Source organism: Frankia sp. BMG5.60, from assembly GCF_059428125.1.
The window spans coordinates 908331-927910 of sequence record NZ_CM182091.1 but is presented as its reverse complement, the minus strand read 5'-3'; the positions used below and the strand labels follow the sequence as shown (position 1 = coordinate 927910).

Annotated in this window: 11 protein-coding genes; 7 read left to right on the top strand and 4 right to left on the bottom strand. The window is 75.6% G+C overall.

Translation table 11 applies throughout. The annotated features are described in order from the left end of the window. The first annotated feature begins 255 nt into the window (after positions 1 to 255). Positions 256 to 6477 carry a type I polyketide synthase gene (locus AC5R91_RS03860; protein WP_495395719.1) on the top strand — a complete coding sequence of 2074 codons (6222 nt, stop codon included), beginning with the start codon at positions 256 to 258 and terminating at the stop codon, positions 6475 to 6477. 81 nt (positions 6478 to 6558) lie between these two features. Here the strand turns inward: AC5R91_RS03860 and AC5R91_RS03855 are convergent, their stop codons facing one another. Next, positions 6559 to 7731: a glycerophosphodiester phosphodiesterase gene (locus AC5R91_RS03855; RefSeq protein ID WP_495395718.1), complete on the bottom strand. Its 1173-nt coding sequence runs from the start codon at positions 7729 to 7731 to the stop codon at positions 6559 to 6561. Positions 7732 to 8020: 289 nt separating this feature from the next. Between AC5R91_RS03855 and AC5R91_RS03850 the strand changes: the two genes are divergently transcribed. From AC5R91_RS03850 to AC5R91_RS03825, 6 genes are all read left to right on the top strand, one after another. Continuing rightward, positions 8021 to 9007, top strand: a complete 987-nt coding sequence (locus AC5R91_RS03850) for an acyl-CoA desaturase (protein ID WP_495395717.1) — start codon at positions 8021 to 8023, stop codon at positions 9005 to 9007. A 110-nt stretch (positions 9008 to 9117) separates the two neighbouring features. After that, a complete protein-coding gene (locus AC5R91_RS03845) occupies positions 9118 to 9516 on the top strand; it encodes an acyl carrier protein (protein WP_495395716.1) in 399 nt (132 codons plus the stop codon). Continuing rightward, a complete protein-coding gene (locus AC5R91_RS03840) occupies positions 9513 to 10445 on the top strand; it encodes a class I SAM-dependent methyltransferase (RefSeq protein WP_495395715.1) in 933 nt (310 codons plus the stop codon). Before AC5R91_RS03845 ends, AC5R91_RS03840 begins: the two co-directional genes overlap by 4 nt. Next, the gene (locus AC5R91_RS03835; protein ID WP_495395714.1) at positions 10442 to 11797 is read left to right on the top strand and encodes a cytochrome P450; all 1356 of its coding nucleotides are present in this window, start codon (positions 10442 to 10444) and stop codon (positions 11795 to 11797) included. Before AC5R91_RS03840 ends, AC5R91_RS03835 begins: the two co-directional genes overlap by 4 nt. Continuing rightward, positions 11794 to 13803, top strand: a complete 2010-nt coding sequence (locus tag AC5R91_RS03830; RefSeq protein ID WP_495395713.1) for a fatty acyl-AMP ligase — start codon at positions 11794 to 11796, stop codon at positions 13801 to 13803. Before AC5R91_RS03835 ends, AC5R91_RS03830 begins: the two co-directional genes overlap by 4 nt. Before the next feature lie 8 nt (positions 13804 to 13811). Further along, positions 13812 to 14312 (top strand): PaaI family thioesterase, encoded by a 501-nt coding sequence (locus tag AC5R91_RS03825; RefSeq protein ID WP_495395712.1) that lies wholly within the window; start codon positions 13812 to 13814, stop codon positions 14310 to 14312. 49 nt (positions 14313 to 14361) lie between these two features. On the opposite strand, the gene AC5R91_RS03820 is transcribed toward AC5R91_RS03825, so the two are convergent. From AC5R91_RS03820 to AC5R91_RS03810, 3 genes are all read right to left on the bottom strand, one after another. Further along, positions 14362 to 16038, bottom strand: a complete 1677-nt coding sequence (locus tag AC5R91_RS03820) for an NAD(P)/FAD-dependent oxidoreductase (RefSeq protein ID WP_495397888.1) — start codon at positions 16036 to 16038, stop codon at positions 14362 to 14364. A gap of 106 nt (positions 16039 to 16144) precedes the next feature. Further along, positions 16145 to 17803 carry a hypothetical protein gene (locus tag AC5R91_RS03815; protein WP_495395711.1) on the bottom strand — a complete coding sequence of 553 codons (1659 nt, stop codon included), beginning with the start codon at positions 17801 to 17803 and terminating at the stop codon, positions 16145 to 16147. Beyond that, entirely contained in the window at positions 17800 to 19524 is a 1725-nt protein-coding gene (locus AC5R91_RS03810; protein WP_495395710.1) for an FAD-dependent monooxygenase, read from the bottom strand. The genes AC5R91_RS03815 and AC5R91_RS03810 overlap by 4 nt, the downstream gene beginning before the upstream one ends. Positions 19525 to 19580: the final 56 nt, after the last annotated feature.

Genomic DNA, 19580 nt, shown 5'->3' with positions numbered 1-19580 from the left:
CGGTCCGGCCTCCCGCCGGTCGCCCGTGTCGGCGTCTGCGTGGCCGCGCGGACGCACCGGATTGGCCCGGGTCCACCGGGACGCAGTCTCCATCTCTGTGCTGCACACCGGCGGCTGGCGCGTCGCCTCTGCGCGGACACGGACCTCGTCCGTGCCCGTCGCGCCCGCGCGCCGGTTGTCCGCTGGCCACGTGCGGGCGCAGGCAACCGTCGCCGACAGATCGTTGCCCTGTTCCTGAGCAATGTGGGAGTTCGCATGCGCGATTTGCGCCAGACCCTCGGACGATCCCCGCGCGCGGCGGGCGAGTCGTACGAGGCGTGGCGGGCCCGGCTGGCCGGCCGGTCGGCGGACGCCCAGCATGAGCTGCTGCTCGACCTGATCGCGGCCCAGGTCGCCGCGGTGGCCGGCCCGGGCGCCGGCGTCGTCGATCGGGGGGCGCCGTGGCGCGCCCTCGGGATCTACCGCCACATCGCCGAGCGGCTGCGGGCCGCGCTGGCCGAGCAGACGGGGCTGCGCCTGTCCGCCACCCTGTTCTTCGACCGGCCGACGCCGCAGGCCCTCGCGGACCATCTGCGCCGCGAACTGCTCGGGATCGGCGACGAGATCACCGCCGTGAGCCCGGCGGTGGGACCGGCGGCGGGACCAGCGACGAGTGGAGCCGCGGCGGGCGACGGGCAGCGGCCGGCGGACGACCCCATCGTCATCGTCGGCATGGGCTGCCGGCTGGCCGGCGGCGTCGACTCGCCGGAGGCGCTGTGGGAGCTGGTGCACGCCGGGCGCGACGCCGTCGCCGGCCTGCCCGAGGACCGGGGCTGGGACCTGGCCGGGCTCTACGACCCGGACCCCGACCATCCCGGCACCGCCTACACCCGCCACGGCGGGTTCCTGACCGGCATCGACCAGTTCGATCCGGCGTTCTTCGGGATCGGCCCGCGGGAGGCCAACGCCCTCGACCCGCAGCAGCGGCTGATGCTGGAGGTCTCCTGGGAGGCGGTGGAGCAGGCCGGCATCGACCCCCGCTCCCTGCGCGGCAGCCGCACCGGCGTGTTCACCGGGGTCTCGCTGCAGGACTACGGGCCGGCCTGGCACACCGCGCCGCGCGACGCGCAGGGTCAGCTCCTCACCGGCAACGCCTCCGGGGTGATCGCCGGCCGGGTCGCCTACACCTTCGGCCTGGAGGGGCCGGCGCTGTGCGTGGACACCCAGTGCTCCGCCTCGCTGGTCGCGGCCCATCTCGCCACCCAGTCGCTGCGCGCGGGGGAGTGCGATCTGGCTCTCGTCGGCGGGGTGACGGTCATGTCGACGCCGGGGATCCTGGTGGAGTTCAGCCGCAAGCGAGGGCTGGCGCCGGACGGCCGGTGCAAGGCGTTCTCCGCCGACGCCGACGGCACCGGCTGGGCGGACGGCGCGGGCGTGCTGGTGCTGGAACGGCTCTCCGACGCCCGCCGCCGCGGCCACCGGGTGCACGCGGTGCTGCGCGCCACGGCGATCAACCAGGACGGCGCCAGCAACGGGCTGACCGCCCCCAACGGCCTGTCCCAGCAGCGGCTCATCCGCCAGGCGCTGGCCAACGCCGGCCTGCGGACCGCCGACGTCGACGCGGTCGAGGCGCACGGCACCGGCACCACGCTCGGCGACCCGATCGAGGCCCAGGCCGTCCTCGCGACCTACGGCCAGGACCGGCCGGCCGGTCGGCCGCTGTACCTGGGCTCGCTGAAGTCCAACATCGGTCACGCCCAGGCCGCCGCCGGGGTCTGCGGGATCATCAAGATGGTCCAGGCGCTGCGGCACGAGGTGCTGCCGCGCACCCTGCACGTCCGCGAGCCCTCGCCGCACGTCGACTGGTCGGCCGGCGACGTCGAGCTGCTCACCGACAATGTCGACTGGCGGCGCCGCGAGGGCCGCCCGCGTCGGGCCGGCGTGTCGGCGTTCGGGGTGAGCGGCACCAACGCCCACGTCATCCTCGAGGAGGCCCCGGCCGAGCCGCGCCCGCCCGCGCCGCGCAACGGCTCCGCCGACCGGGCCCGCACCACCACGCCGCCCGCACCCGTCACGCCCTGGGCTCCCCGCACACCGCCCGCACCCGTCACCGCACCCACCCCCGCCGCGTCGGTCGCTCCTGCCGTCCTCTCCGGTCCTGCCGTGCCCTCCGCCTCTGCCGGCGCGGCAGTGCCGATCGTGCTGTCGGGCCGGACGCCGGCGGCGCTGCGCGCCCAGGCCGAGCGGCTCGCCGCGCACCTGGACCGCCACCCGGACCTCGACCCGGTCGACGTCGCCCACACCCTGGCCGGCCGGTCCCGCTTCGAGCACCGGGCGGTGGCGCTGGCCGGCCCCCGCCGGGGCGGCGACGGCGGCCGGCGTCTGGCCGGCGCGCTGTCCGCGCTCGCGGCGGGCCGACCGGCAGCCGGGCTCGTCCTCGGCGCGGGCCCCGTGGCCCCGCCGGGCCGCACCGCGCTGCTGTTCACCGGGCAGGGCAGCCAGCGCAACGGGATGGGCCGCGACCTCTACGACGCCTTCCCCGCGTTCGCCGACGACCTGGACGAGATCTGCGAACGGTTCGCCGACCATCTCGCCCGGCCGCTGCGGGAGGTGATGTTCGCCGCCGCCGGCACGTCCGACGCGGCCCTGCTCCACCGCACCGAGTACACGCAGCCGGCGTTGTTCGCCTTCGGTACGGCGCTGTACCGGCTGGTCACCTCCTGGGGGGTGACCCCGGCGCTGCTCGCCGGGCACTCGATCGGCGAGCTGACCGCCGCCCATGTCGCGGGCGTGTGGTCGCTGGACGACGCAGTGACGCTGGTCGCCGCCCGCGGCCGGCTCATGCAGTCCTGCCGCCCCGGCGGCGCGATGATCGCGATCCGGGCGGGTGCCGGCGAGGTCGCCGCGTCGCTGGCCGGCCATCAGGGGCGGGTGGAGATCGCCGCTGTCAACGGTCCCGAGGCGACGGTGATCGCCGGGGACGCAGACGCCGCCGAGCGGATCGCCGCGGACTGGGCGGCGCGCGGCCATGCGACGCGGCGGCTCACGGTCAGCCACGCCTTCCACTCCCCGCACATGGCGGGCATGCTCGACGAGTTCCGGGCCATCGCCGGGCAGGTCACCCACCACCGGCCGGCGATCCCGATCGTGTCCACCCTCACCGGCGAGCCGACCGGCGAGGAGCTGTGCACCCCCGACTACTGGGCCCGCCACGCCCGCGGCGCGGTGCGCTTCCTCGACGCCGCCCGCCGCCTGCACGCGGAGGGTGCCAGCGCCTTCCTCGAGCTCGGCCCCGACGCGGTCCTCACCGCACTGCTGCCCGGCTGCCTGCCGGCGGAGGCCGCGGCGCCGATCGCGGTCGCGTCGACCCGCGCCGGACGCCCGGAGGCCGCCACCCTGCTCACCGCCCTCGCCGGCCTCGACACCCGTGGCGTCGACGTGGACTGGCGGGCCGTCATCGGCCGCGCCGGCACCGTCGTCGACCTGCCCACCTACCCGTTCCAGCGCCGGCGCTACTGGCTCGCGGGCACCGCCGCCGCCATCCCCGCCCCCCGCCAGGCCGGCGCCGCCCCGGCCAGCTCGCAGCTCGCCGCCGCCCAGCCCGTCGCCGCCCAGCCCGTCGCCGACGTGCCGGCGGGTGGGGCGCAGGCCGGGGCGGCGGACGAGGCCAGCGATCCCGGCACCTGGCGTTACCGCACCGTCTGGCAGCCGCTGGCCGACGCGGACGTCACCGCGGCGATCGCCGCGCAGGCCAGCGCCATCGCGCCGTTGGACGGCCGCTGGCCCGTGCTCGTCCCGCCGACCGGGGTGGACGAGGAGCTGCTCGCCCGCGTCACCTGGATGATCGAGCGTCTCGGCGGCACGCCGCTGGCGGTGCCGCTCGCCCGCGCCGACCGGGGCGCGATCGCCGCACGGCTGGTCGAGGCGGGGTTCGGCGGCGCACAGCCGGCCGCCGCCAGCGCGCCGGTCGGCGACGGGGTCGGCGGCATCGTCTCCCTGCTCGCCCTCGACGGCACCCCCCACCAGGACCATCCGCAGCTGACCACCGGGCTCGCCCTCACCGTCACCGTCGTCCAGGCGCTGGGCGATCTGCGGGTGGGCGCGCCGCTGTGGGCCGTCACCCGCGGGGCGGTCACGACGGGCGTGGAGGATCCGGTCACTCAGCCGGAGCAGGCGATGATCTGGGGTCTCGGCCGCTCGCTGGCGCTGGAGACGCCGCGGGTCTGGGGTGGCCTCATCGACCTGCCCACCAGCCTCGACGACCAGACGCTGCTGTGGTTCGGCACCGCACTGACCGCCCCCGGCGGCGAGGACCAGTTCGCCCCCCGCCCGCAGGGCCTGCGGGTGCCCCGTCTGCAGCGCATCCCCGAGGGCATCCCCGAGGGCATCGCCGAGACGGATCCCGCGTCGGCGCGGACCGAGGCGCGGGCGGGTGCATGGCGACCCGACGGGACCGTGCTGATCACCGGCGGCACCGGCGCCCTCGGCGCACAGACCGCCCGCCGCCTGGCCCGCGACGGCGCCCGCCGCGTCGTGCTGGCCAGCCGGCGCGGACCTGACAGCCCCGGCGCCCGGGCGCTGCTCGACGAGCTCGCCGCGCTGGGCACCCACGCCACGATCGACGCCTGCGACGTCGCCGACTCCGACCGGCTTGCCGAGCTGCTGCACCAGCTGGCCGACGCCGGCGAACCGGTCACCGCCGTCGTGCACGCCGCCGGCACCGCCGGCCCGACGATGCCGCTGGTACGGCTGACACTGGCCGAGTTCGCGGACGTCGTCGCCGGGAAGGTCGCCGGCGCCGGCGCGCTCGACCGTCTGCTCGACGGCCCGGACGGGGCGAAGGTGGCGGCGTTCGTGCTGTTCTCGTCGATCTCGGGGGTCTGGGGCAGCGGCAACCAGGCCGCCTACAGCGCCGGCAACGCCTACCTCGACGCCCTCGCCGCCCGCCGCCGCGCCGAGGGCCGGCCGGCCACCGCGGTGGCCTTCGGCCCGTGGGCCGACGCCGGCCTCGGCGCCGAACCGGCGCTGCGCGACTACCTGACCCGCCGTGGCCTGCGTCCGCTGCCTCCCGAACCGGCCGTCACCGCGCTCACCCGGGCCGTCGCCGCGGGCGAGACGGCGATGACCGTCGTCGACGTCGCCTGGGAGACGTTCCTGCCGTCCATCACCGCGGCCCGGCCCAGCCGCTTCTTCGAGGAACTGCCCGTCGCGGCCCCGCCCGCGGGGCTGCCCGGGGAGCCGGCGCTGTCGGCGCGGGTGGGCCAGGCCGTTGCGACCGTCCTCGGCCTGCGGCCACCGCGGCGCGCCCGGGCGCTGGCCGAACTGGTCCAGGCCGAGGCCGCGGCCATCCTCGGCTACGACACTCCCGAGGAGCTCGACCCGACCCGCCGCTTCCTCGAACTCGGCTTCGACTCACTCGCCTCCGTCGAACTCAGCCGCCGGCTGGCCGCGGCGTCCGGCCTGACGCTGGCCACCCAGGTCGTGTTCGAGCACCCGACGGTCACCGAGCTCGCCGCCCACCTCGACACCCTCGCCGCCCAGGTGGCCGCCGCCGCTTACCCCGCCGACGCCGCCCACCCGGCCGGCGCCACCCCGGGCGCCGCCGCGGCGGCGTCGGGCACGGCCACGACGGGTGGCGCGGCCGAGGTCGGGGTTCGCGGGCTGTACCGGCAGGCCTGCGCACAGGGCAAGTTCGCCGCCGGCGTCGGCGTGCTGCGCGCCGCCGCCCGGCTGCGCCCGGTGTTCGACACGGCCGCGGAGTTCGGCCCGCCCGCGCGACCGGTGCGCCTGGCCACCGGCCCGGCACCCGTCGCGCTGGTGTGCCTGCCGTCGATGGTGGCCCCGTCCGGGCCGCACAACTTCGCCCGGATCGCCCTGCACCTGCACGGCCTGCGCGACGTCTTCGCGCTGCCGCACCCGGGGTTCGGCGACGGCGAGCTGCTGCCGGCGACCGCCGAGCTCGTCGTCGAGATGCACGCCGACACCGTCGCGCGCGCCTTCCCCGTCACGCCCGTCGTCCTCGCCGGGTACTCCTCCGGCGGCTGGTTGGCGCACGCGATCGCCTCCGCGCTGGAGGATCGGGGGGTGCGTCCCGCGGCGGTGGCGCTGCTCGACACGTGGCTGCCCACCGACCGCATCCCGGAGGAGGACATCCACGAGGAGCTGCGCGGCATCGCCGTCAACGACCAGGCGTTCGCGCTGATGACAGAGGCGCAGATCACCGCGCAGGGTGCCTACCTGGACCTGTTCGAGAACTGGCGGCCCCGTCCCGTCGCGGCGCCGGTCATGCTCCTGCGCGCCGCCGAGCGGATGCCGAAGCGGACCGTCGCCGAGGACGTCACCGGGCACGGCCAGGCCTGGACGACCGACTGGTCGATGGACCACGACTCCTTCGACGTGGCCGGCGACCACCAGTCGATGATGAACGAGCACGCCGCGTCCACCGCCCGCGATCTGCACCGCTGGCTGGAGCGGCTGGTGCGGGGCGCCGAGGACTGACCCACCCGCCGGGCGGTGCGGCGCGCGGACAGCTCTGTCCGCGCGCCGCACCGCTGCCGCACCGGCGCGGCGCGGCGGCTCTCAGATCGCCGAGTGGGGGCTCGGCTGGGTGGCGGCGATCGACTGGCCGGCGGCGACCGCCCGCGCGAGGACGCCGATGTCGGCCTGGTCGGTGAACAGCCCGTCGATGCCGGCCTTGAGGTAGGCGACCTGCTCGTCGATGGCCCGGCCGAAGTCGTTCGCCGAGGTGCCGCGGCGGTAGTCCGTCGGCAGGAACGTGTTCTCCGCGCGGAAGGTGTACGGGTGCACGACGAGCCCGGCGGCGTGCGCGTCGGCGACCAGCGACGTCGCCCGGCCCAGCGTCCCGTCGGCGCCCCGCGGGATGACCTGCAGCTTGTCGGGGCCGATGCCGGTGGCGTAGGCGGCGATGGCGCGCAGGCCGGCCGGCGTCACGAGGTCGGCGTAGGTCCGCTTGTCCCCGGCGGCGACGAGGTCGAACGGCGCCCCCTCGGCCGACAGCAGCTGCACCACCGAGGTGCGCAGCCCGAGCTTGCGCAGCTGGGCGAGGTTCGTCGTCTCGAAGGACTGGACGAACACCGCCGCGTCGCGCCGGTTCAGGCCGTAGCGGTTCAGCGTGTCGACGAGGCGCTGCTCCAGGGGCAGCCCGGCCTTGGCGAAGTAGGTCGGGTGCTTGGTCTCCGGGTAGACGCCGATCTCGCGGCCGAGTTCCTTCGACAGCCGGGCCCGCAGGTCCAGGACCTCGGTGAACGTCGGGATCTCGAACAGCCCGTCGTACATCGTGTTCTCCTGGCGGACCTCGGGCAGCCGCTCCTTGGCGCGTAGCGTCTTCAGCTCCGCCAGGGTGAAGTCCTCGGTGAACCAGCCGGTGGTCGCCACGCCGTCGAGTGAAGCCGTCTTCTTCCGGCCGGCGAACTCGGGATGGTCGGCGACGTTGGTCGTCCCGCCGATCTCCGGTTCGTGCCGGCAGACGAGGACGCCGTCCTTCGTGGGCACCAGGTCGGGCTCCACGAAGTCCGCCCCCAGCCGCGCGGCCAGCTCGTAGGAGGCCAGGGTGTGCTCGGGACGGTAACCCGAGGCGCCGCGGTGGCCGATGACCAGCGTCGAGCGGCGGCGCTCACCGGCGGCGGGCGTGCCGGCGGCCAGCGCGGGCCCGGCCGCCGCCACCGAGGCGGCGAGCGGAGCGGCGACGAGTGGTGTTGCGACGATCCCCGCGAGCACCCGGCGGCGGTCCACGGAACCTCCAGCGTGCCCGGGTGGCGACCCTCGCCCCTGGCGGCGCTCACCCAGCGAAGCGAGGACAGATTTCGGTACGGAGGATCGGGTCTTGCCCGCCGGGGTCGCCCAGCCGTCGAGTTGGTGAACACCGCCGCGGAACGCCTGCGGGAAATTCCGGTCCGGCGATTGGATAGGCCAATGGCGACGGCGGACCGGGCGCCGTCGTGGTTAGCGTGGGGCCCGTCCCGGAGCAAGCGCTCCGGTGCGGGTGTGTCGACCAGCGAACCGACCGGAAGGGAGACCGCACATGACGAGCGTCGACCCTGCCGTCCGCGCCGCCGTCACGTCGGAGCCGCGCCGGAAGACGGTCAGCAATCCCTTTCTGCACCGTCTTCAGCGCCGCCACTTCCTGTTGTTCGACGTGCTCCCGATCGCCGGCACCGCGGCCGCGGTCGCCTTTCTGTGGGTGCATCCGCTCGGCGTCACCGAAATCGCGCTGCTGTTCACCCTCTGGCTGGTGACCGGTCTGGGGATCAGCGTCGGATATCACCGGTTGTTCACCCATCGCACCTTCAGGGCCGCGCCGTCGGCGGCGGCGGCGCTCGTGGTCTGCGGCTCCATGGCCGGGCAGGGCGGCGTCGTGTCCTGGGTCGCGCTGCACCGCCGGCACCACGAGTGCAGCGACCGGGAGGGCGATCCGCATTCGCCGAACCTCGCCGGCGGCGGGCTGCGGGGGCGGCTGCGCGGCCTGGCGCACTCGCACTTGTTGTGGATGCGCCGGCATGAATACCCCAACGTCGCGCACTACGCCCCGGACCTGATCCGAAACCGGCCGCTGATGCGCATCGCCCGCCGTTATCACCTGTGGGTGGTCCTGGGGCTGCTGCTGCCCGCCCTCGTCGGCGGCCTGGCCTACTGGAGCTGGGAGGGCGCGGTCAGCGGCCTGCTCTGGGGTGGCCTTGTGCGTATGTTCGTGCTGGAACACACCATCTGGGCGATCAACTCGTTCCTGCACATGTTCGGTACCCGGCCTTACGAGTCCCGGGAGAACAGCCGCAACGGCGGGATCTTCGCCCTGCTGACCTTCGGGGAATCCTGGCACAACAACCATCACGCCTTTCCCGACTCGCCGTCGTTCGGGCTCACCTGGTACCGGCTCGACCCCGGCTACTGGCTGATCCGGCTCCTGGCGGCCGGCGGGCTCGCCCGGGACATCCGGCTGCCGTCCGGGCAACGCCGGGCGGCCCTGCGGGTGGGGCGCCGCGGGGCTTCCGGGCTCGACTCCGCGGCCTGACCCGCGTCCCCCGGACCCGACGCACCAGGCCAGACAAGGCCTGCCGGACCAGGCGTACCAGGCCGGACCCGGCGCACGGAGCCAGAACTTTCGCACGGAGGAGGAGACAGGTGCCGGACAGCCGGGAGAGCGACGACGTCGCCCGTCGGGAGCGCATCGCGTGGTGGTGCCGGGAGCACGTCGCGGACATCCTGGAGCAGCCGGTGTCCGAGATCGACCTCGACGCGGACTTCGATCGGCTCGGCGTCGACTCGGCCGTCGCGGTGTCGCTGCTCATCGCGGTCGAGGACCACTACGGCATTGACGTCGCCCCCGAGGCGCTGTTCGAGAACCCGACGCTCAACGCGCTCGCGGCCTACCTGGACGACCAGGGCGCCCGGGACCCGCTCGCCGGCGACCCTGGCCCGTCCGGCGACCCTGGCCTGTCCGGCGACCCTGGCCTGTCCGGCGACCCTGGCCTGTCCGATGACCGGGAGCCGCTGGGGCACCCGGACCCGGCCCGGCGATGACCGCGCCCGTCGACGCCGACCGGACGGCAGGGGCGGCGGCGGCCGTCCGCCATCACTACGACGTCGGCGACGAGTTCTACCGCCTCTGGCTGGACGACTCGCTGACCTACTCGTGCGCGATGTGGGAGGCGGCCCCCGGGGAGACCCTCGCCGGGGACCGGGACGCGGACGCCCTGGCGGTCGCCCAGGAACGCAAGCTGCGCTACCACCTCGACGCGGTGGGGGCCGACCGGGCCCGGTCGGTGCTCGACGTCGGCTGCGGCTGGGGATCGGTGCTGGCCCGGCTGGCACTGCGGCACGGGGTGCCGCGGTCGGTCGGCCTCACCCTCAGCGAGCGACAGGCGGCCCACGTCCGGGCGCAGGAACATCCCGGTGTCGAGGTACGCCTCGAGAACTGGCTGGACTACACCCCGCTCGGGCGCTTCGACGGCATCATCTCCATCGGCGCGTTCGAGCACTTCGCCACGCCGGCGGATCCGCCGGCGGAGAAGATCCGCATCTACCGCGAGTTCTTCACCCGCTGCCACCGCTGGCTCACGCCGGACGGCGTGCTGTCCCTGCAGACGATCGCCTACGCGAACATGCGCCGCGAGCAGGCCAACGGGTTCATCCAACGGGAGATCTTCCCGGACGCCGACCTGCCGACCCTCGCCGAGATCACCGCCGCCGCCGAGGGACTCTTCGAGCTCCGCGAGCTGCACAACGGCCGGTTCGACTACGCCCGCACCTGCGAGGAGTGGGCCCGCCGGCTGCGCGCCCGCCGCGGCGAGGCGGTGGCGCTCGTCGGACCGGAGGTCGTCGCCCGCTACGAGCGTTACCTGCGGCTGTCCGCGGTCGGCTTCCGGATGCGCAAGATCTGCCTGCTGCGCCTCGTGCTCGTCCCCTACCGCGGCACCGGGGGCGACGGCCCCGGCGGACCGGCCCGATGACACACCACTCACCCGCGCCGGCTGTCCCGGCCGCGCCGGCGGTGCCGAGGGGGCCGGTGGGGACGGGGGCGCCACGGTTCAACCCGTTCAGCGCCGCGTTCCGCGCCGACCCGTACCCGGTCTACCGGGAGCTGCGTCGCACGTCGCCGGTTCTGCGGACGATGGGCATGTGGGTGCTGACCCGCCACGCCGACGTGCGCGCCGTGCTGCACGACCGCACCTTCAGCGCCGGGCTCATCCCGCGGCTGGTCGGCCGGGCGGCCGGGCACACCGACAACGGCGCCCGGATGATCCGGCTGGCGCGCACGTCGCTCGTCTTCACCGACAACCCCGAGCACGCCCGGCTGCGCGCCCTGGTCAACCGGGTCTTCACCGCCGCGGAGGTGACCCGGCTGCGACCCCGGATCGTCACGATCGTCCGCGGGCTGCTCGACCCGGCGCTGGCCGACGGGCGGATGGACGCCGTCACCGACCTCGCCGCGCCGCTGCCCGTCGCGGTTCTGGCCGACTGGATGGCGCTGCCGGCCGACCTGCGGGGCGAGGTCGGCCGCTGGACCCACGAGATCCGGTTCCTGCTCGAACCGGGCCTGCTGGCGCCGGCCGAGGTCGCCCGTGTCGGCGAGGTCGTCGCGACCTTCACCGACGCCATGGCCGGCGTCATCGCCGCCCGGCGCGCCCGGCCCGGCGACGACCTGGTCAGCCGGCTGCTCGCCGCGCGTACCGGCGGCGGGGACCGGCTCAGCGATGAAGAACTCGGCTTCCTGTGCATCATGTGCTTCGTCGCCGGTGTCGAGACGACGACGGCGCTCATCGGCAACGGGCTGCTCGCGCTGCTGCACCATCCCGATACCGCGACGCTGCTGCACCGGCGCCCGGAGCTGGTCGGCGCGGCCGTCGAGGAGGCGCTGCGCTACGACAGTCCGCTGCAGCTGACCAAACGGCTCGCCACCCGCGACGTCGAGCTCGACGGCGTCCGGATCCGCGCCGGCGAGCAGGTGCTGCTCTGCCTCGGCGCGGCCAACCGGGATCCGGCGGTGTTCGACCGGCCGGACACCTTCGACGTCACCCGCCCGACGGGGCGCCACCTCGCCTTCGGCCACGGGATGCACGGCTGCCTCGGCGGTCTGCTCGCCAGGATGCAGGCCGAGGTCGTCTTCGGCTGCCTCACCGGCCGCGCCGAACGTCTCGCCCCCGCCGCCGCGGACCCGCCCGGGTCCGTCACCGGGCGGGGTCTCGTCGGGCCGGACCTCGTCGCACAGGACCACGTCGCACAGGACCTCGCCTGGCAGCAGCACAGCCTCATCGTCCGCGGCCTGACCAGCCTGCCCGTCGTGACGGCGGGGGCCTGGTGACGGGGCAGCCGTCGGCGCGGGCACGGACCGATCATGACGCCGCCGGCGTGTTGCTGCCGGAGGTGCTGCGCCGCCGCGCCGCCGGGGACCCGCACGCGCGGGCGTTCGTCCTGCTCGACGAGCACGGCGACGAGCAGGCGACGCTGACCTACCGGGAGCTGCACGTCCGCGCGCTGGCCACCGCCGACCGGCTGGCGCGGCGCTGCGGGCCGGGGGAGCGGGCCCTGCTGGTCTTCCCGCAGGGGCTGGAGTTCATCGTCGCCTACTTCGGCTGCCTCTACGCCCACGTCATCGCGGTGCCGGTCAACCCGCCGCGGCGCGGCGCGATCCGGGACGCCACCCGCGCGATCGTGCGGGACTGCGCGCCGACCGCCGTCCTGTCGACCAGCCCGATGATCGACGTGGTCCGGTCATCGCTGGAGGCGATCGCCGGCCCGCTGGCCTGGATCGCCGTGGACGAGACCGATCCCGAGCCGGTCACTCCCGAGCCGGCGACGGGGGCGCCCGGCGTCGTCCCGGCGGCCGCCGGCTCGCCGACCTGGTCCGGCGAGCCGGACGCGGTCGCGTTCCTTCAGTACACCTCCGGGTCGACGTCCGACCCGAAGGGGGTGATGGTCACCCATCGCAACCTGGCCGCGAACCAGGAGATGATCCGGCAGGCCTTCGGCCACGACCGGCATTCGACGTTCGTCGGCTGGGCGCCGCTGTTCCACGACCAGGGCCTCATCGGCAACGTGCTACAACCACTGCACCTCGGCGCGACCGGCGTCCTGCTGGATCCGGGGGCGTTCATCCGCCGCCCGCTGCTGTGGGTCGCGGCGATCTCCCGCTACCGCGCCCACACCAGCGGCGGCCCGAACTTCGCCTTCGACGTCTGCGCGGCCGCGGCGGCCCGCGGCGGCGGGCCCGATCTGGACCTGAGCTGCTGGCGGGTCGCGTTCAACGGCGCGGAACCGATCCGCGCCGACACGCTGCGCCGCTTCGCCGACGCCTTCGCCCCGGCCGGGTTCGACCCGCGGGCGCTCTACCCCTGCTACGGCCTGGCCGAGGCGACGCTGCTGGTCGCCGGCAGCCGCAAGGGCCGCGGCCCCCGCACCCTCGACGCCGACGTCGACGGGCTCGGCGAGGGCCGCTACACCCCAGCCCCACCCGGCCGTGGCCGGACCCTCGTCGGCTCCGGCCGTGCCCCCGCCGCCTTCGCCCCACCTGTCGCCTTCGCCCCATCTGCCGCCTTCGCCCCACCTGTCGCCGTCGACCAGCCCGGCGACCCCGCAACGCTCGAGGACTCCGCCGCGCTCGGGCCGTGGGCTGCCGCCGAGGTGCGGATCGTCGATCCGGAGACCGGGCGCGGCTGCCCGCCCGACCGGATCGGGGAGATCTGGGTGGCCGGCGACCATGTGGCGGTCGGCTACTGGCGGCGCCCGCAGGCCACCGCCGCCACCTTCCAGGCCGCCTGCCCCGACGCGCCCGGCCGGTCCTACCTGCGCACCGGCGATCTCGGGCTGATCGTCGACGGCGAGCTGTACGTCGTGGGCCGCCGCAAGGACATGCTGGTCATCCGCGGTCGCAACCACTATCCGCAGGACCTTGAACAGACCGCCGCGGCGGCGCATCCCGCGCTGCGCCCCGGCGGGTGCGCCGCCTTCGCCGTGCCCAGCGCCGGCGGGGAGCGCCCCGTCGTCGTCCAGGAGGTGCGCGGCGAGCCGGGCCCGGCCGCGGACCCCGTGGACGTCGCCGCGTCGATCCGCGCCGCGGTGGTGCGCGAACACGACCTCACACTGGCGGACCTGGTGCTGGTCCGCCCGGGTGCGCTGCCGAAGACCAGCAGCGGCAAGATCATGCGTGCCGCCGCCCGCCGCCGCTACCTGGCGGGCGAGTTCGAACCGTGGGCGACGGCAACTCCCCGCGTGATCGTGACCTCCCCGCCGCTGGTACCGCCGTCCCCGCTACCGCCGTCCCCGCTACCGCCGCCCGCCGCGCCCGCGGCGCCGTACCCGGCCGGCTGAGGGGTCCGATGGCGGCGCATCCGGCGAACCCCGACTACGTCCGGTTCGTCACCGAGACGGTTCTCAGCATGCCCGCCGCGGCCCGGCTGGGCTTCGAGGTCGGGCGGGTGGCGCCCGGCGAGGTCGAGCTTCGCCAACCCTGGCGTCACGAGCTCACCCAGCACGAGGGCCACCTGCAGGCCGGTGTCCTCGCGTCGCTGGCGGATCTCGCCGCCGGCTGCGCCGCGGCCACGCTGCTGCCGGTCGGCTGGGTGAACATGACCGTCGACGTCACCCTGAAGATCGCCGCCCCGGCGAGCGGCGCCACCTTCCTCGCCCACGGCCGGGTGGTCAACGCGGGCCTGACGACGACCATCGCCGCCGCCGACCTGTGGTGTCTCCCAGCCCTCGCCGACGCGACCGACCTGACAGCGGCACCGGCCGACCTCGCACCGACCGGCATGTGCGCCACCGCGCTGATCACCCTGCGCAACATCCGTCGCGGCCCGACCGGGGGCGCCCGCCGGTGACGCCAGGCTCACCGGCGAGGATGGCTCCGCCTCACGGCGGCGAGGCGACTCAGAAGACCTTGTCGCCGCGCAGCCGGGCGCGCACCGCGTCGCGGACCGTGCCGGCGGCCAGCTCGCGGATCTCCGGCGGGGCGTCGCGCACGATCCACCGGACGGTGCCGAGCAGCTTGCGCGGCGTGGGGTTGAGGAAGCGGACCTCCCGGCGGTTGAAGCCGATGTGCGGCGGGATCCACTCCGCCTCCTCCAGGTCGCGGTGCAGCCGGGCGGCGGCCTCCTGGGAGGACACCTCGCCGCGCTCGACGCGCTTGCACATCTCGACCATGGAGTCGTACATCTCCTTGTAGCCCTTGTGGTCGGGCCACCACAGGCCGAGGTTCTCGACCTCCTCGATGTCGCGGTACGGCTGGTCGCTGCCGGTCGCGGTGCCCTCCCGGATGGCCTTGTGCAGCCGCAGCGTCCCCGGCAGCGTGCCGAAGGCCCAGATCCGAAAGACGGCGTTCCACAGGTCGTAGTCGCCGAAGGAGATGTACGCCGAGTCGACCAGGGAGTCGTTGTAGGCGAGCAGGTTCTCCTGCAGCCGACCCACGTAGGCGAACCGCTCGGCGGTGAACTCGTCGTCGCGCACGGCCTCCAGCAGCCGCCACGCCAGCGCGTTGACCACCTCGGCGCTGTTGGACATGCCGCGGGAGAACAGCGGGTCGATGAACGCGGCCGCGTGCGCGAGCAGGCAGTACCGGGCGCCGGTCGTGTCGTGGGAGGAGTACTGCAGCCGGCCGGTGGACACCCATTCGCGCACCGACCGGGCACCGTCGAACTGGCGGGCCACGACCGGGAACCGCTCGGCGTGCAGGCGGAACTCCTGCTCGGGGGTCAGGTCGTCGCGCTTCGGGTAGCGCCGCGGGTCCAGCGTCAGCCCGACGCTGCACAGCGGGTTGGTGGACTGGTCGTTGTTGTCGAACGGGATCACCCAGAACCAGCCGCGCTCGAACATGTGGTGGACGGTGCCGGAGTGCCACGGCAGCGGCGGGCGCTGGTCGGCCGGGTGGTGGGTCACGTCGTCGGTCGGCCGTACGCCGACCATGTGGGTGAAGATCGACCGTGAGTGGTGCTGGTAGGTGCACGGGTCGTCGCGCAGCCCGAGGGTGGCGGCGACGGGGGAGCGGAAGCCGCTGCCGTCGACGATGAACCGCCCCTCGAACCGCGTGCCGTCGACCGCGATCGCGGTGGCGCCGTCGTCGCGCAGCTCGACGCTGGCGACGGCGCAGTTCTGCCGGGCGTCGCAGCCGTAGCGGATCGCGGCGTGGAACAGGTAGGCGTCGGTGTCCTGACGGAAGTAGTGGCTCGACTGGTGCAGGGCCTTCGGGGTGTTGAACTGGTTGACCTCCCGCGGGTTCTGCTCCTCGCCGTCGTGGTGCAGCAGGAAGCCGAAGTGCTTCTTCACCCCGAAGGAGCGGCCGATCTCCCGCACGGCGGCCGGGAAGTTCGACAGCGCCAGGATCTCCGGCACGTCGTACCGGCGCGCGAGCGTGCGCAGGGAGAGCAGGGTGTAGGGGATGGTCGACTCGCCGATGGCGAACCGGGGGTGCGACGAGGCGTCGATGAGGAGCACTCTGGCGCCCTGGCGGGCGAGGATCGCGCCGAGCATCGAGCCGGCGATCCCGCTGCCGAGAATGATCACGTCGTAGATGTCGTCTCCGCCTGACCCGCTCGGCGGCGTGCTGGTCATGGTCACGCTTCCTCCTGGAACTCGGGGGTGCGCGCGGGACGGCGCCGGTGGTGGCGTTGGTCGGCAGCGCGCGCACCAGAAATTCTACGGTGGATGAATTAATTCGTCAGCGGGTTCGCGCACCCGAGCGGATCCGGTCGGCGACCATCGCCCGCACGCTGCCGGAGATCGCCGAGCCGACGGCCGGCGGCGCGGCCGTGCGCGCCCACAGCAGCGCGCGCAGCATCCTCGGCGGGGTCGGGTGGTAGAAGCGCATCGCGGGATCGCCGAAACCGAAGGCGGGCGGAACGACGTCGCTGCCGCGCATCGCCGCGAAGATCTCGGCGGCGGCCGCCCCCGGGTCACCCCCGCCGGCGACCCGCTCACGGGCGGCCAGCGCGCGGGCGACGAGGGCGTCGTAGCCCGGGGCGCCCGGCACCGCCGACGCCGGGTTCGGCACCGGAGGCGGCGTCTGGCATGCCTTCCGGGCACGGGCGTGCTGTTGCAGGACCGGGGTGCCCAGCACCGTGCCGAGGGCGTGGACCTGGAACACCCCCCGCCACAGCGCGGGCGTGGCCGGTGCCGCGCAGGCGGCGGAGGTGAAGCCGACCCGGGTCGCCCGCAGCCGGTGCATCAGGTCGGCGACGCCGGTGAAGGGCGCGGTCCCGCCCCCGTGGGCCGCGGCGGCGAGCCGGGGGGCCAGCGCGGCGAGCACCGTCGCCGTCTCGGCGAGATGGTCGCCGAAGGCGCACGGCCCGAGCCCGGCGGCCTCGTCGATGAGCACGTACCAGGGCCCGGCGAGCTGGTCGGGGGAGGCGGGGACGGACGCGGCGCCGCCGGACCAGCCCGATGTGGGCCGCGCGCCCGCGAACGCCTCGGCGAGACCCGCATGCCGCCCGAGGACGCCGGCGAACAGGTCGGCCGGATCTCCGCCGTCGCCCCCCTCGGCGACGGTCAGGGTGACCGCCGCCTCCTCCCGGCCGGGGCCGCCGTCGGGGTCGGGCGTCCGGACCGGGGCGACCCGCACGACTGCGCCGGGGACGAGATGATGCAGGGTGCCCAGCGACCACGGGTCGGGCTGGCCGAGGGTCCGCCCGGCCGGGCAGTCCTCGAAGGGGCGCACGCCGACGAGCCGGGTGTGCCAGGTGCCGGCGGGGGAGCGCCGCTGGCGCAGGCCGAGCAGCGGGGCGAGGACACCGGCGGTGTCGACGGCGAACCGGGCATCGGTCAGCTCCCCGCGCGCGTCGCGCAGGGTCACCCCGGTGCCGTCCGGGCCGAGCCGGATCCCGTCCAGGCCGCGGGCGTCGAGGTGGGTGACGCCGCCCCCGCGCGCCCAGTGGGCGAGCCGGACGGCGGTCGCCCGCCCGGCGAGCTGGGGTCCCGGCGGGAGCAGCCGGGGATTGACGAACTGGGTGGCGTCGACGACGGCCGGCGCGCCGGGGGCGCCGTGCAGGACGAACCCGCTGTTGCGGGTCCGCCGGGGCGCCCCCTCGCCCGCCGGCTCCACCGCCGCGAGCAGCGGCGTGGCGGCGAGGCCGGGATGGCGGGCGGCGAGGTCGGCGAGGGCCGCCCCGGCCCGGGGGGTGACGATGACCGCGCCGTCCACTCCCGCGCCCGTCGTGGTGGTCCCCGCCGCGGCCAGCGCGGTCCGCAGGCCGAGGTGGGTGAGCAGGCCGGCGAGTAAGGAGCCGGCCAGCCCGTCGCCGAGCACCGCGACGTCCACCCGCCGCCGCCGCGCCCCACCGCCGCCACGCCCACGGCCGGTCGGCTCCTCGTGGCCGGTCATGAGGTCCTCCCCGCACCCGTCCTGCGGGTTGCCGCGTCGGCCGCGTCGGCCGCGTCGGCCGCCGCGGGGGCCGCGGTGATGGCGTGGGCGTTCAGGTAGCGCTCGAGCCGGCCGACACGGTCGCGGGCCGACCGGTAGGCGATGTATCCGTCGGGGCGGACGAGGACGGCCTCGCCGACCACGGCGCCGTAGCGCACCCGCGCCCGCCCCGCCGGGTCGAGGACGGTGCCGTCGAGCAGGGCACCGGTGTCCTGCCCGGTGGACGCGGTCGCGACGACCCGGGCGATGACGAGATCGCCGAAGCGGGCGTGGACCTGGTCGGCGTCGGCACGCAGCCGCGCGGCCGCGGCCTCGTCGCCGCCGGCGAACAGCAGCAGCGAGAACCACGGGGTCCGGGTCGCCTGGCGTAGCGTCGTGCCGTCCGGCGTGGCAAGCGCGACGTCCGGCGCGAGCGCCCCGGGACCGGGCACGCCGCGCCGGCGTCCGGCCCGGCCGGGCTCGCGCTCGGTCAGGGGGCTGTCGGGGTAACCGAGCCCGAGCTGGCTGAGCGCGCCCGCCGCGCGCCGGCCCAGCGTCGAGCTGGCGGCGACCAGCCGCAGGACCAGGCCGCGCAGGCGCCGGGCGAGCGGCCCGTGCGCGGTGACCGCCCGGGTGGCCCGGGCGGTGCCGGTCAGCACGCGGTCGGCGATCGGCTCCCGCTCGGCGGCGTAGGTGTCGAGCAGCGTGGCGTCGGCCCGCCCGGCGGCGACCAGCGCGAGCCGCCAGCCCAGGGCGTAGGCGTCCTGCAGGCCGGTGTTCATGCCCTGCCCGCCGACGGGACTGTGCGAGTGCGCCGAGTCTCCGGCGAGCAGCACCCGACCCTGCCGGAACTGTGCCGCTCGGCGCTGGTGGGCGTGGAACGTGCTGGTCCACGGCGCTTCGGTCAACCGCGGCGGGTCGGGCAGCCGCTCGTCGAGCAGGCGTTGCAGCGACGCGAGGTCGGGTTCGCGGGCGTGGGCGTCGTCGGGCACGTCGGCGACGAACCGCCAGCGCCGCTCGCCCGGCATGGGGAACGCCGCGACGATCCCGGCCGGGGAGAAGGTCACCTGGACGTGGGCGCGGTCGCGGTCCCAGTCGGTCACGACGTCGCCGAGGGCGAAGGTCTCGTGCAGGTCGTAGCCGTGCGTCGGCACGCCGGCGCTGTCCCGCACCCGGCTGTGCGCGCCGTCGCAGCCGACCAGCCAGTCGGCCCGGACGGTCTCCAGCGAGCCGTCCGGATGGCGCAGGTGCGCGAGGACGTGGTCGTCGCCCGGGTGGACCTCCACGAACTCGACGCCCGTGTCGATCCGCACGCCGACCCGCTGCGCGTGCGCCCGGAGCAGGTCCTCCGTCTCCGGCTGCGGCAGCGACAGGGTGAACGGGAACGGACTCGGCACCCGGCCGATGGGCAGCCGCGCGACGGTGGCCGCGCGCCGGGCGCCGCCGCGGCGCCCGCCGGACTCGTGCACCTCGACCTGGCGCAGCGGACGGCCGCGGCGCACCGCGTCGGCGGCCAGGCCCAGGTCGTCGAGCAGCATCAGGGTGCGGCTGCTGACGGCGAGGGCGCGGCTGCCCGGCGGGCGAGCCGTCGCCCGTTCCACCACCCGGGGCCGCACCCCGCGTCGGACCAGCTCGGCGGCGACCAGCAGGCCGGTCGGACCGGCACCGACGACCAGCACACCGGTCCGGTCGACATAACTCATCATGCGTTGAACTCTAGCGACGGTACGGAGGGTCAGCAAGTGCTGACCGGCACGTT

What these genes read in the sequence shown, in the direction of transcription:
- AC5R91_RS03860 (WP_495395719.1), top strand. Translation starts at nt 256, where the DNA reads ATGCGCGATTTGCGCCAGACCCTCGGACGATCCCCGCGCGCGGCGGGC.
- AC5R91_RS03850 (WP_495395717.1), top strand. Translation starts at nt 8,021, where the DNA reads ATGACGAGCGTCGACCCTGCCGTCCGCGCCGCCGTCACGTCGGAGCCG.
- AC5R91_RS03840 (WP_495395715.1), top strand. Translation starts at nt 9,513, where the DNA reads ATGACCGCGCCCGTCGACGCCGACCGGACGGCAGGGGCGGCGGCGGCC.
- AC5R91_RS03835 (WP_495395714.1), top strand. Translation starts at nt 10,442, where the DNA reads ATGACACACCACTCACCCGCGCCGGCTGTCCCGGCCGCGCCGGCGGTG.
- AC5R91_RS03825 (WP_495395712.1), top strand. Translation starts at nt 13,812, where the DNA reads ATGGCGGCGCATCCGGCGAACCCCGACTACGTCCGGTTCGTCACCGAG.
- AC5R91_RS03820 (WP_495397888.1), bottom strand. Translation starts at nt 16,038, where the DNA reads ATGACCAGCACGCCGCCGAGCGGGTCAGGCGGAGACGACATCTACGAC.
- AC5R91_RS03815 (WP_495395711.1), bottom strand. Translation starts at nt 17,803, where the DNA reads ATGACCGGCCACGAGGAGCCGACCGGCCGTGGGCGTGGCGGCGGTGGG.
- AC5R91_RS03810 (WP_495395710.1), bottom strand. Translation starts at nt 19,524, where the DNA reads ATGAGTTATGTCGACCGGACCGGTGTGCTGGTCGTCGGTGCCGGTCCG.